This is a genomic window from Aeromonas sp. OTU364 (assembly GCF_038440395.1).
In the GTDB taxonomy this organism is placed as follows: domain Bacteria; phylum Pseudomonadota; class Gammaproteobacteria; order Enterobacterales; family Aeromonadaceae; genus Aeromonas.
Genome location: NZ_JASATR010000016.1, coordinates 73965 through 86203, shown reverse-complemented (window position 1 = coordinate 86203; position 12239 = coordinate 73965). Strand labels below are relative to the sequence as shown.

Sequence of the window (12239 nt, the reverse complement as noted above, 5' to 3'; positions counted from 1 at the left end):
CTTCTCGGCCGCGACTATGCGCGCCGGGTGTTCGGGTTCAACGATAAAGGAGTGTCTTGATGATGCATATCACGCTGATCTACGCAGGCCTCTTGGGGCTCTTGTTCCTGCTGCTCTCGTTCTGGGTGGTCAAGCGCCGGCGCCAGTTCAGGGTGAAGATAGGTGCGGGGGACGCGCCCGAGATGCTCTCCGCCATCCGTGCCCACGGCAACTTCGCCGAGTATGTGCCCCTCACCCTGCTGCTGATGGCCCTGTGCGAGCTGGCCGGGGTCGGCGTGTTCTGGCTGCACCTCGGCGGCGCGCTGCTGCTGGTGGGACGCGTCCTGCACGCCATCGGCATCCAGTTGCCAGAGGCACCGAACAAGCCGCGGCTGTTTGGCACCCTGTTCTTCTGGCTGGCCCTCGGCCTCTTCTCGGTGCTGGCGCTGGTGCAGGGGCTGTCATTCGGCTGAGGCCCGGGCTACTTGAGTGCGAAAAACCACCTCACCGCGAGGTGGTTTTTTGATGGGGAAAGATCAAACGTTTTCCTCGCAAACCCTTGCCTATACTGACCTCAAAATTTAATCGTGCGACTTTTCGGCGGGGTGGATTGTGTTAAAATCCCGCCCCTCTTTCCCCCAGAGCACAGAAGATTGCCATGAAATTTCCCGGTCAGCGCAAGTCCAAACACTACTTCCCGGTCGACAGGCGTGATCCCCTGATCCCGCAAAATCCCCAGCTCACCGAACTGGGCAAGGCCTATGTGGTGGGTATAGATCAGACTCTGGTGGATATCGAAGCCCATGTGGACGAGGACTTTCTGAACCGGTACGGCCTGAGCAAGGGCCACTCCATGCTCATCTCCGACGACGTGGCCGAGCGGGTCTATGAAGAGCTCAAGGCCAACAACATGGTGGTGAGCGAATTTGCCGGCGGCACCATAGGCAACACCATGCACAACTACTCTGTGCTGGCGGACTCCCACTCCATCCTGCTCGGGGTGATGAGCCAGGACATCCGCATCGGCAGCTACGCCTACCGCTATCTGTGCAACACCTCCTCCCGGGTCAACCTCGACTACCTGCAGCCGGTGGACGGCCCGGTCGGTCGCTGCTTCACCTTCATCACCGAAGGGGGCGAGCGCAGCTTCGGCATCAACGCCGGCAAGATGGACCACCTGGACGTGGCGCACATCCCGGAGGCCATCATCAAGGACTCCTCCGCCCTGGTGATCACCGCCTACCTGGTGCGCGGCGCCGACGGCACCCCCATGAAGGAGGCCGCCATGGCTGCCGTCCGTTATGCCCGCGAGGCCGGTGTGCCCGTGGTGCTGACCCTGGGCACCCGTTTCGTCATCGACGAGAACCCCCAGTGGTGGCGTGACTTCATCAGCGAGAACGTGACCGTGCTCGCCATGAACGAGGACGAAGCCGAGGCCCTGACCGGGATCAAAGACCCGCTCGGCGCAGCCGACAAGGCGCTGGACTGGGCCGACATGGTGCTCTGCACCGCCGGTCCCATCGGCCTCTACATGGCGAGCTACACCGACGAGGATTACAAGCGCGAGACCACCCATACCCTGCTGCCCGGGGTCATCCCCGAGTTCAACATGTATGAGTTCAGCCGCCCCATGGCCCGCGAGAAGTGCCGCAAGCCGGCGCGGATCTACTCCCATATCTCCCCCTACATGGGCGGCCCGGAGAAGATCAAGAACACCAATGGCGCCGGGGACGGTGCCCTGTCCGCCGTGCTGCACGACATGGTGGCCAACGCCTATCACCGCATGAATGTGCCGAACTCCGCCAAGCACCTCTCCGAGTTCCTCACCTACTCCTCCCTGGCCCAGGTGTGCAAGTACGCCAACCGGGTGAGCTACGAGGTGCTGGCCCAGAGCAGCCCGCGTCTCTCCCGCGGCCTGCCGGAGAAGGAAGACAGCCTGGAAGAGGTGTACTGGGAGCGGTGATCCCGTCATCCGGTCGACAACAAGAAAGGGTGCCCAGTGGCACCCTTTCTTGTTTTTGGGGCTGGATCATGTTTTTGGCACTGCTTTTGCTGACATCGTGGACAGGGCGCGCCGTGGCGGCATACCTTGTGTTAAGGATATGTAGCTGCTGCGGGGCTGGGGTATGTTGAGACAATGGAGTATCGGTCGGCGCCTGTCGCTGGTGACCCTGATGGTGCTGGCGCTGCTGGGACTGCTGCTGTTCTTCTGCCTGCAGATCTATCATCAGGGGCTGATGGGGGAGAAGAGCCGCCAGACCCAGGCCCAGGTGGACACCGCCTACAGCCTGGTGGCGGGGCTGGAGGCCAGGGTGCGCAAGGGAGAGCTGGGCGAGGCGAGCGCCAAGGCCGAGGCTCTCGCGCTGATCAAGGGGCTGCGCTATGGCGCCGATGACTACTTCTGGATCAACGACAGCCACCCCACCATGGTGATGCACCCCATGAAACCCGAGCTGGACGGCAAGGATCTCTCCGGGGTGGAGGACAAGCAGGGGCTCAGGCTGTTCGTGGCCTTCGCCGATCTGGCGCGGGCGCAGGGGGCCGGGGAGGTGGCCTACTACTGGCCCAAGCCCGGGGTGGAGGAGCCGGTGCGCAAGATCTCCTACATCAAGCGCTTCGCCCCCTGGGACTGGATCATCGGCACCGGCGTCTACGTGGACGACGTCGAAGCCCAGTATCAGGAGGTACTGCGGACCCTGCTCGGGGTCGGCCTGGTGCTGGCCCTCCTGCTGTTTGCCGTGGTCGGACTCATAGTGCGCAGCATAGTGGTGCCCCTCTCCCAGTCGGTATCGGCCCTCAGCAACATCGCCAGGGGGGAGGGGGATCTGCGTTTTCGGCTGCCGGAGTCGGGCCGGGACGAGCTGAGCCAGCTCTCGGTCAACTTCAACCTCTTCGCCGGCCAGATGGCGCAGCTGGTGGGGCGCAGCCAGCAGATCACGGCCCAGAACCGGGAGCAGGCGCACCAGCTGGCCCAGGTCGTCGATCGGACAGGCGCCATCGTCACCGGCCAGGAGCAGGACACCCTGCGGGTGGCCAGCGCCATGGAGCAGATGACGGTGAGCAGCCGGGAGGTGGGCCAGCACGCGGCCCAGGCCGCCGAGGCGGCGGACTCCGCGCTCAACCTCGCCCGGCACGGGCGCCAGGTGGTGGCCCAGACCCGGGAGACCATCAGCCAGCTGGCGGACGAGATGGTGGAGACGGTGCAGGCGGTGAGCCGGCTCGAGCAGGAGACCCAGCAGATTGGCTCGGTGCTCGACGTGATCCGGGGAGTGGCGGAGCAGACCAACCTGCTGGCCCTCAACGCCGCCATCGAGGCGGCCCGGGCCGGGGAGCAGGGGCGCGGCTTTGCGGTGGTGGCCGACGAGGTGCGCACCCTGGCGACCCGCACCCACAGCTCCACCGACGAGATCCGGCAGATGATCCAGCGGCTGCAGGAGGGGGCGGGCCGGGTGGTCAGCGGCATCACCCAGTTGCAGCAACTCTCCCGCTCGACCGCAGACCGGGCCGGTGACGCCGACGGCGCCATTCATGCCATCGATGGATCTGTGCACACCATCAATGCGATGAATAGCCAGATCGCCACCGCCGCCGCCGAGCAGAGCCGGGCGGCCGAGGAGATCAACCAGCGGCTGGTGGCCATCACCGAGCTGGCGGCGGATGCCCTGGCCCAGAACCGGTTGACCGAGCAGGCGGCAAGCCAGCTGGCGCTCTCCTGCGATGAGTTGGGGGCCCTGGTCGCCCAATATCGTACCTGATGGCGCTTATCCCCGCCTTTTTGGGGATAAGGCTTGAGTCTGGGGGGCTTTTGGGACACCATCAGCCCCATTATTGGCCAGCGTTGGCCGACCGCCTGCAAGAGAGAGACTCCCATGAGCAAACTAACTGACAATCTTGACGCCAATTTCCAGCTGTTCATCGAAGAAGTCCGCGAGTCGGGTCAGGTGTGGGGTCTGCGTTACGGTGAAGACTGGGTGGTGTGCCGCTCCGCCGAGTTCGAAGATGCCGACGTCATGCCGCTCTGGTCTGCCGAGGGCGATGCCCGTCTGCACTGCGTGGACGAGTGGGCGGACTACGAGCCGGAGGTGATCGAGCTGGAAGAGTTCCTCGACATCTGGATCAACGATCTGGACGAAGACGATGTGCTGGTCGGGCCGAACTGGAACGCCGATCTGGAAGGCCAGGAGCTCGAGCCCATCGAGCTGGCCAAGGCGCTGGTTGAGCTGGACGCCTGAACCGTGCTGCACTGATGGCCCCGACGCGGGTCATCGCCGAGACCAGAACCGACGGCTGCGAGGCCGTCGGTTTTTTTGTTCCCGGCTGGTCGCCAGCGTGAGCGGGCGATTTGGCTTTGCACCCGTCGCCGAGATGGGTCATCATCAACCCTTTGCCGATCGGGAGGTGCCATGTTTGTCTTTGACGTGACCACAGCGGCGGGCGCGCGGGCCCGGATCCGGGTGCAGGCGCTGGACTGGGGCCAGAGCGGTCCCGTGACCTTCCAGTGCGACAGCGACGCCCTGGCCCTGGTGCTGCTGACCGGCTGCCGCTGCGATGCGGTGGGCTATTTCGATCTGCTGGCCGGTTGCAAGCCGCTCTATGTGGAGCAGTGGCTCGCCTACCTGCAGGAGAGTGGCCATCTCGACAAGCAGAGCTGCCAGCTGGAGAGCCCGTCCCAGGAGGACTATCTGGCCCGGGCTGGGCTGGATGACGAAGAGCTCAATGCCTTGCTGGGACAGGTCTACAAGGTGGCCGGCTTCAATCGCCTGCAGATCAACCGTTACCTCAAGAACCGCCATAACCCGACCATGCTGGCGACCCGTTACGATCAGAAGGAGCTGGAGCGCTATCGCCAGCTCAATGACATCATTCTGACCTTGCTGAAGTTGAAACGTCCCCAGTGAAGATCCCCGGATGGGGAATGTCGGGCCCCAGCTCCTGGGGCCGTGCGATCAGATACCCCTGCAATCCGTCCACATACATGCCTTCCAACAACTGCTTCTGACCGAGCTCCTCCACCCCTTCCGCTATCACCAGACAGCCCATGCGATGGGAGACGTCGACTATCATCCGCACGAACTGCTGGTTGGCGATGTCCCGTTCCAGGGTGCCAAGCAGCAGCGGATCCAGCTTCACATAATCCGGCCTCAGCTCATGAAGCAGGGTGAAGGAGTCCATCCCCTTGCCAAAGTTGCGAATGGTGGAGCGACTGCCATGGCGCCTGAGCAGTTCAAACAGCCGCTTTCCACCGACCATGTTGTGTTTCAGGTGCTCTTCATCCAGGGCGAAGACCAGATTGGCACTGATGTTCGCATCCTTTTGCAGCTGGTGATCAAACCAGATCAAAAAGGCGCTGTTCTGCAACAGGCAGATGGAGAGGTTGATCCCCCAGCGGTGGGGCTGCTGGTCGAAGGCGCGATACTGGCGCATGACATGGGTGATCAGCATCTGCTCCAGCCGCATCAGCATTTCCAGGCGCTGTGCCATGGCAAAGAGCGTGTCTGTGGGGAGCTGTATCCCCTCTCGATTGCTGAAGCGGGCAGAGATGTCCTGGTAGGGCACCATGTCCCGATTGAACGACTGCACCGGCTGGCTGTAGAGCGTGATGCAATCCGGCTGGGACAGCAGATCCTCCAGCACTCTCTTCCAGTGCTGCTGGCCATGGAGGTTGCTGGAGTGATCATGCTGCTGGATGGCCCAGCCGTTGATGGTTTCAGTCTGGGCCCGTGCCAGGGCGAGATCGGCTCGGGCCAGGATAGCCTCGATATTCTGCGCGCGGGAGAGCTGGGTCAGCCCTGTGTAGGCCACATTTTCCAGTTCCCGCTCCCGATGATAGTGATCGAAGGCCCGCTTGAACTCCTGCCCCAGCAAATGGGGCGGAATGTTGATGTCAGAGGGGAGCAGCACCGCAAAATCAGAGCCCGAGATGCGATAGACCTGGTGCCCGGGAAAGCGGTTGACCACCAGATTGATGAGGTTGGAAATATCCCTGATGTAGGCATCCCCGGACTGGAAGCCACGCTGGGTGTTGAGGCGGGCAAGCTCGGTGGCGCGGATCAGCACCAGGATGGCGGTCTGGGTCGTCTCCTGCAGCAGCAGCTCGGTGAGATCGCGCCTGAACGCGTGACGGTTGCGCAGGCCCGTCATCTCGTCCTGGGTCGCCTGCTGCTGCAGCTCGCTTATCTGGCGATGTGCATCGAGTTCGGCTTCACTGAAGGAGGCAAGCAGCTGGCGTAGCGCCGTTTGTGCCTGCGGACTATCCAGCATGGCGGGATCTCGTTGTTGCAGCGCCAGCAGCCAGCGCTGCTCCTGCCTCTCCCGCTCCCCCTTGCGCACGCTGTGGGTGAGAAAGAGCAGCAGGGCAAAACCGATGAGGGTGGTCATCAGGACCAGCAGCAGGGTGAGGGGGGAGGCCGGAGGCGCAAGCCAGAGCCCCTGCAGCAACAGCATGGGAATGCAGACCAGGGCACTGACCAGCAGCAGATTTCCCTCGTGTTTATTCAACATCGTTTCATCCTTGATGATGCTCGTGATGTAGAAATTCTAACCAAGCCGCCGGCACAACGCTTGAGTACTCACGCAACTCCATGAAAAGGGTCGTCGGAAAGCGACTAAATGTGAGTGAAAACACTTTCACAGTTCGCAAAAAAAGCGAAGATGGGTTGAAAACAGCCCCAACAGAGCAGAGGTAGATATGTTGCTAGAACCCGTAGACACAGCCAAAGCACGGCAACTATTGAATCAGAGTATGGCCTTGGTGCTCGCAGGGGGACGCGGTAGTCGCCTGAAGCAGTTGACCGACAATCGCGCCAAGCCTGCCGTCCATTTCGGCGGCAAGTTCCGCATCATCGATTTCGTGCTTTCCAACTGCATCAACTCCGGCATTCGCCGGGTGGGTGTGGTCACCCAGTACAAGTCCCACAGCCTGCTGCGCCACCTGCAATCCGGCTGGTCCTTCCTGCGCTATCAGATGAACGAGTTCATCGATCTGCTGCCCGCCCAGCAGCGGGTGGACGAGGTGCACTGGTATCGCGGCACCGCCGATGCCATCTACCAGAACGTCGACATCATTCGTGACTACGGCCCCAAATACATAGTGGTGCTGGCGGGGGATCACATCTACAAGATGGACTACGCCGCCATGCTGCTCGATCACGTGCGCCTCGGCGCCAAGGTGACGGTGGCCTGCATCGAGGTACCGCGCGCGGAGGCGTCCGCCTTCGGGGTCATGGACATCGACGAGCAGCGCAAGATCCGCGCCTTCGTGGAGAAACCGGCCAATCCGCCCGCCATGCCGGGTAATGACCAGGTTTCCCTGGCCTCCATGGGGATCTACATCTTCGATGCGGAATACCTCTATCAGCTGCTGGAGGAGGACATCCACAACCAGGAGTCCAAGCACGACTTCGGCATGGACGTGATCCCGCGCATCGTGGGAGAGGGCAAGGCCTTTGCCCACCCCTTCACAATCTCCTGCGTCGGAGCCAAGGAGGGGCAAAAGCCCTACTGGCGCGACGTGGGGACCCTGGACTCCTTCTGGGAGGCGAACATGGATCTCGCCTCCGTGGTGCCCGAGCTCGACATTTATGACGAGAACTGGCCCATCTGGACCAGCCAGAACATGTCGCCCCCCGCCAAGTTCGTTCAGGACAGAAACGGTCAGCACGGCATGACCATCAACTCCATGTTCGCGGGCGGCTCCATCGTCAGCGGCTCCTTCGTGCTGAACTCGGTGCTCTTCACCAATGTGCGGGTGCACTCCTTCTGCACCCTGGATCAGGCGGTGATCTTCCCCGGGGTCGAAGTGGGGGCGGGCTGCCGCCTGCGCCGGGTGGTGGTGGACAAGGGCTGCAAGCTGCCCGATGGCCTGGTGGTGGGGGAGAACGCGGACGAGGATGCCCGTCGCTTCTACCGCTCCGAGCAGGGCATAGTGCTGGTGACCAAGGAGATGCTGGCCAAGCTGGGGTGAGTACAAGTGCTGAAAATACAAAGGGAGCCGCAGCGGCTCCCTTTTTCATGCGGTCATCGCCGACTTATTCGCTGACGATGGCCTTGCCGGCCATCACCATGGCGGTGCCGTGCTTGCCACCGGCGGCGGTCACCTGGGGGACGCCGTCTTCGTCGGTGTCACCACCGGCGCCGTCGATGACGTTCTCGCCGGAGTCGCCCACCCACTCGGCCATCTGCATGCCGCCGTTGACGGTGCCACGGAACCAGCTGACGTACTGGCCGGTCAGCTTGGCCAGCTCCAGCTCGGGCGCCTTCTCGGCCCCTTCGTTGCGCAGGTTCAGCATGGCGGAGCGCAGGGCGCCGGAGATGGCGGCCTGGGTCCAGGGGGTGTATTCACCCTGCTTGCCCGCCAGCCAGGTGCCCGCCTTGGCATTGAAGTAGGCCTTGTCGGTGGCGATGAAGAGATCCCGTGCGGCGGTGCGGTACTTGGCATCCGAGGTGGCCAGGAAGGCGGCGGTCAGGCCACGGATGGCGGCAAATTGCGCCTCCATGGATTGACCGGCGTCCAGCGCCCCGCCCAGGGTCAGGCCGTCGTGGACCAGACCGTTCTTGCCCACCAGCTTGCCGAGGATGAAGTCAGCCTGCTTGCGTACCAGCTCGAGCGCCTGTTGACCCTGCCGGGTCTTGAGGTTCAGCTCGCCGTTGTCACCGGCGGCGTAGCCGACCGGCAGGGCATCCTGGGCGCGCTGGAAGATCTGCAGGGCGACCAGGGCGTAGGCGGCGTCGAAGGTGGTGACGTGAGTGCCTTGCTTGCCCCCTTGCCAGCTGTCCACCAGGGTACCGGCCTTGGGCTCGAAGTGCAGGGCGGCCAGGTTCTTGAAGGTCAGGTTGGAGAGATTCAGCGCCAGGGAGAAGGCATCGCTGCCCGCCACCGCCTTGCCCAGATCATTGGCCTTGTTGGCGGCCGGGGCCGCGGCGAAGGGGGCGCCGTCAAACACGGCGTGGAAGGCCGGGTTCTGGTTGGTGTTGGCCGTGCGCTGATCGCTGAAGGCGTAGAACTCGGAGAGCGGCCACAGCAGCATCCAGGCGTCGCGCAGCTGGGCGGAGCCGTCCACCACTTCCAGCTTGCCGATGGCGCCGACCTCATTCTTGCTGGTCTCGGTCACTTTCACCTGATGGGGGAAGTAGACGACCCCCTTGGCCGGATCGTACTGGGGGCTGATCTTGGCGCCGAGCTGCTTGCCGTCGAAGCCGAGCTGGTTCTGCATGATGGCCAGCTTGTCGATGGACTGTTCGGTCAGCATCATGCCGTTGAAACCGTCGGCGGCGGAGACGCCGAGCTTGTGCTTGCCATCCTGATCCATGGTGGCGGACGCGGCTTCCACCTCTTCATCGCTCTCGGCCACGTGCATGCCGCCGAGGAAGTCCTGGGACCACATCACTTCCTTGAGCAGGATGCCGCCGACGGCCGCCGGCACCAGCAGGTTGTCACTGCCGCTCCAGCGCAGGGTGGCGTAGTCGCGGAAGTAGGCCGGAACCTGGGTCTTGACCGATTTTTCCGTGCCCTTGGCGGTCTTGATGGTGAGCTGATCGCCGTTGACCGGGGCGGCGTTCACCGCCTGGGCGAACTCCGGATTGGCGGAGGCGTAGGGCAGGGAGAGGGGATACATGCCCTGGGGCACTTCATCGGCCGGGAAGCCGACGGCGTCGGCCATGGCCAGCACCCGCTTGCCAAGGTCGGCCAGGGTGCCGCCACGGGCCAGGTTCTGCGGCCCGTTCACCAGGTGCGGGCCCATGCCGGACTGGTAGTTGAGGGCGTACATCGCCTCTTCGGAATACTCGTAGGATTCGATGCCGGCGGCGAAGTCGAAGGGGGTCGGCTCATCGGCGCGGTTGGCGTCCAGTACGTCCAGATCCAGCCCCAGGGCCTCGGCCAGCGGCTCGCCGGAGAGTTCGAATTCGGTATAGGCCAGCATGCTGGCGGCGGTGTTGAAGGTCTTGTCTTCCACCTTGACGGCAGCGTGCGCGGCGCTGCTGAGCAGTGCACAGGCGATCGCCTGCACCAGTACGGTCTTTCTCATGTCCTTTTCACCCATATGTTTGATTTTATTATGACGCTTCTCATGAATCTAAATGAGAATGGTGTGCATTATGAGGCAAGGGAGAGAACTTTAGAAGCGAAAAACCGCGCCCCGGGTCCCGGGAATAGGGGGGCGCGGCGGCAGGGGTTACATCAGCTTGAAGGGGATCACCAGGCGACCCGGCTCCACCTTGAGGGCCTCGACCTTCTCCTTGATACGCGCCTCGTTCTTGCGGCTGCCATCGAGCCGATAGACGGGGGTCTGGGAGAGGAAGAGTGAGAGCGACTGGTTGAAGGTGGGCAGCAGCGGGGTGAGGGCGGCGCCCACGTCGGCCGGCTCTGTCTTGACCGAGATGAGTTCGAGGTCACGCAGGTAGATGGCGCCCTGCTCCGCCACATAGTCCGGGCGGGCACTGAGGGAGAGGCGGATCTTCATCTGCTGGCTGCCAAGGGGGCTCGCGACCTGCAGATCGCCGGCGGCATCCAGCTCGACCCTGTCGGTCTGGTTGCGACCGATGCGACTCTCCATGTCGTCCAGGCGGATCTTGCTCGACATGATGCCGGGGATCCCCAGCTGTTTCTCGAAGGCGACTCGCTCCTTGAGGTACTGGTTGATCTCGCCCTCGCTGACGCTGTACTGGGTGAGGGAGCAGGCCGCCAGCAGCAGGGCGAAGGGGAGCAGAAGCAGGTGCTTTAACATGGGAAGGTTCCATCAAATGGGTGGCAACAACGGATGGCGCCATCTTAGGGGCAAAGCGGGTCGGCCGCCAGTGGGGGCTCCCTCGTCCCGTTTCTGTCGCATCCCCCATATGGGGATGGCAATTCGTGTTCATTCGAGTAGCGTTGTCATCCCCTGCGCCAGCAGGCCCGCCACGGCGCCATGGCACTAATATCCACAGAAAAGCCCCTGTTTTATCGACTCAAAATCCCATTGACCCCGTGATTTCAAAGCGAGTATTTTACCGCCGCACAAAGTCAAACTGATAATCATTATCATTTTGAATCTTCTTTGAGGGTGTAACGTGAATACTCGAGTAATGGAAAATGGCGCACCTGCCGAGGCGAAGATGTCGCCTGATTTCTTGTTTACCTCGGGTCAGGGCACGATCAGTGCCACTGACCTGGGCCAGCCCATCACCACCCCCGCCTGTGAATGGCCTTTGCTAGAACAGCAGATTGCCGACGCGCTGGCTGCCGCCAGGGCCGCCGGCCAGGCCAATCCCTTGCTGATCGGCGCCTTCGCCTTCGACCCGGCGGAAGCCTCCTGTCTCTATGTGCCCGGCCGCTATGAGCGGGGCGATCGTCCTGTCCCGTTGGCACAGGCGGCAGAGCAGGCCGCCGAGACCAACAGTGTCATCTCGGTGCAGAGCACCCCGGCGTCTGGCGAATTCCAGGCCTCGGTGAGTGCTGCGCTGGATGCGTTCGCCCAAGGCAAGCTCGCCAAGGTGGTGCTGTCACGCAAGCTCACCCTTACCCTGCATCAGCCCGCCGACCCTAAGCGGGTGCTGGCCCGTCTGATGGCCCAGAATCCCCACGCCTTCCACTTCTCCCTGCCGCTCGGCCAGGGCCGCCGCCTGCTTGGCGCCAGCCCGGAGCTGCTGCTGCGGGTCAGCGGGGGAGAGGTGTTCACCCACCCGCTGGCGGGCTCCGCCAGACGGGCGAGCGAACCGGCGCAGGACGAGGCGGTGGCCCGGGAGCTGCTGGCCTCTCGCAAGGATCAGCATGAACACAAGTTGGTGATCGACGAGATCCGCCGGGTGCTGACGCCTCACTGCCGCGAGCTGGCGATCCCCTCCCACCCTTCCTTGATGAGCACGGACACCCTCTGGCATCTGGGCACCCCCATAGCGGGCCGGCTGCACGGCAGCGATGCTTCGGTGTTGTCGCTTGCCTGCCAGCTCCATCCCACCCCGGCCCTGTGCGGTTACCCCACGGATCTGGCCCGCGAGTTTATCCGCGAGCAGGAGCCCTTCCGGCGCGCCCTGTTCAGCGGCATCGTCGGCTGGTGCGACAGCCAGGGCAACGGCGAGTGGGCCGTGGTGATCCGCTGCGGCGTGCTCGATGGCCATCAGGTCGAGCTGTTTGCCGGCGCCGGCATAGTCGCGGGCTCGGATCCCGCCATGGAGTGGGCCGAGACCGGCACCAAGCTGGGCACCATGCTCAAGGCCCTGGGCCTGGATTTGGAGGTGGCGCAATGAGCCAGCTTCAATATCTGGGCTGGCCGAGCGGGCAGCCG

The 12239-nt window shown here is 63.3% G+C and carries 10 protein-coding genes; 7 read left to right on the top strand and 3 right to left on the bottom strand.

The features are described 5' to 3' along the window. Positions 1–59: 59 nt before the first annotated feature. From AAHB08_RS15680 to AAHB08_RS15660, 5 genes are all read left to right on the top strand, one after another. The gene (locus AAHB08_RS15680) at positions 60–452 is read left to right on the top strand and encodes an MAPEG family protein (protein WP_342059440.1); all 393 of its coding nucleotides are present in this window, start codon (positions 60–62) and stop codon (positions 450–452) included. 185 nt (positions 453–637) lie between these two features. After that, positions 638–1942 carry an inosine/guanosine kinase gene (locus AAHB08_RS15675; RefSeq protein WP_139439438.1) on the top strand — a complete coding sequence of 435 codons (1305 nt, stop codon included), beginning with the start codon at positions 638–640 and terminating at the stop codon, positions 1940–1942. A 163-nt stretch (positions 1943–2105) separates the two neighbouring features. Next, on the top strand, positions 2106–3734 hold the full coding sequence (locus AAHB08_RS15670; RefSeq protein ID WP_342059439.1) for a methyl-accepting chemotaxis protein: 1629 nt from the start codon (positions 2106–2108) through the stop codon (positions 3732–3734). Positions 3735–3848: 114 nt separating this feature from the next. After that, a complete protein-coding gene (locus AAHB08_RS15665; RefSeq protein WP_010674427.1) occupies positions 3849–4211 on the top strand; it encodes a DUF2750 domain-containing protein in 363 nt (120 codons plus the stop codon). 171 nt (positions 4212–4382) lie between these two features. Further along, the gene (locus tag AAHB08_RS15660) at positions 4383–4877 is read left to right on the top strand and encodes a hypothetical protein (protein WP_139439436.1); all 495 of its coding nucleotides are present in this window, start codon (positions 4383–4385) and stop codon (positions 4875–4877) included. Here the strand turns inward: AAHB08_RS15660 and AAHB08_RS15655 are convergent. Beyond that, the gene (locus AAHB08_RS15655) at positions 4840–6480 is read right to left on the bottom strand and encodes an EAL domain-containing protein (protein WP_342059438.1); all 1641 of its coding nucleotides are present in this window, start codon (positions 6478–6480) and stop codon (positions 4840–4842) included. The two genes, AAHB08_RS15660 and AAHB08_RS15655, sit on opposite strands and share 38 nt — an antisense overlap. A gap of 187 nt (positions 6481–6667) precedes the next feature. Here AAHB08_RS15655 and glgC point away from each other — a divergent pair, with 187 nt between their 5' ends. Next, positions 6668–7942, top strand: coding sequence for a glucose-1-phosphate adenylyltransferase (glgC, locus tag AAHB08_RS15650; RefSeq protein WP_342059437.1), 1275 nt, complete (start codon positions 6668–6670; stop codon positions 7940–7942). A 64-nt stretch (positions 7943–8006) separates the two neighbouring features. Here glgC and AAHB08_RS15645 read toward each other — a convergent pair whose 3' ends face one another. After that, positions 8007–10004 carry a hypothetical protein gene (locus tag AAHB08_RS15645; protein ID WP_342059436.1) on the bottom strand — a complete coding sequence of 666 codons (1998 nt, stop codon included), beginning with the start codon at positions 10002–10004 and terminating at the stop codon, positions 8007–8009. Positions 10005–10151: 147 nt separating this feature from the next. After that, a complete protein-coding gene (locus tag AAHB08_RS15640; RefSeq protein ID WP_247626665.1) occupies positions 10152–10703 on the bottom strand; it encodes a lipoprotein in 552 nt (183 codons plus the stop codon). Between the two features lie 322 nt (positions 10704–11025). Here AAHB08_RS15640 and AAHB08_RS15635 point away from each other — a divergent pair, with 322 nt between their 5' ends. Further along, positions 11026–12201, top strand: a complete 1176-nt coding sequence (locus tag AAHB08_RS15635) for an isochorismate synthase (protein WP_342059435.1) — start codon at positions 11026–11028, stop codon at positions 12199–12201. The last annotated feature ends 38 nt before the right edge of the window (positions 12202–12239 follow it).

Excerpts from the sequence above, each read along its gene's own strand:
- AAHB08_RS15680 (WP_342059440.1), top strand. The coding sequence starts at position 60 with ATGATGCATATCACGCTGATCTACGCAGGCCTCTTGGGGCTCTTGTTC.
- AAHB08_RS15675 (WP_139439438.1), top strand. The coding sequence starts at position 638 with ATGAAATTTCCCGGTCAGCGCAAGTCCAAACACTACTTCCCGGTCGAC.
- AAHB08_RS15670 (WP_342059439.1), top strand. The coding sequence starts at position 2,106 with ATGTTGAGACAATGGAGTATCGGTCGGCGCCTGTCGCTGGTGACCCTG.
- AAHB08_RS15665 (WP_010674427.1), top strand. The coding sequence starts at position 3,849 with ATGAGCAAACTAACTGACAATCTTGACGCCAATTTCCAGCTGTTCATC.
- AAHB08_RS15660 (WP_139439436.1), top strand. The coding sequence starts at position 4,383 with ATGTTTGTCTTTGACGTGACCACAGCGGCGGGCGCGCGGGCCCGGATC.
- AAHB08_RS15655 (WP_342059438.1), bottom strand. The coding sequence starts at position 6,480 with ATGTTGAATAAACACGAGGGAAATCTGCTGCTGGTCAGTGCCCTGGTC.
- glgC (WP_342059437.1), top strand. The coding sequence starts at position 6,668 with ATGTTGCTAGAACCCGTAGACACAGCCAAAGCACGGCAACTATTGAAT.
- AAHB08_RS15645 (WP_342059436.1), bottom strand. The coding sequence starts at position 10,004 with ATGAGAAAGACCGTACTGGTGCAGGCGATCGCCTGTGCACTGCTCAGC.
- AAHB08_RS15640 (WP_247626665.1), bottom strand. The coding sequence starts at position 10,703 with ATGTTAAAGCACCTGCTTCTGCTCCCCTTCGCCCTGCTGCTGGCGGCC.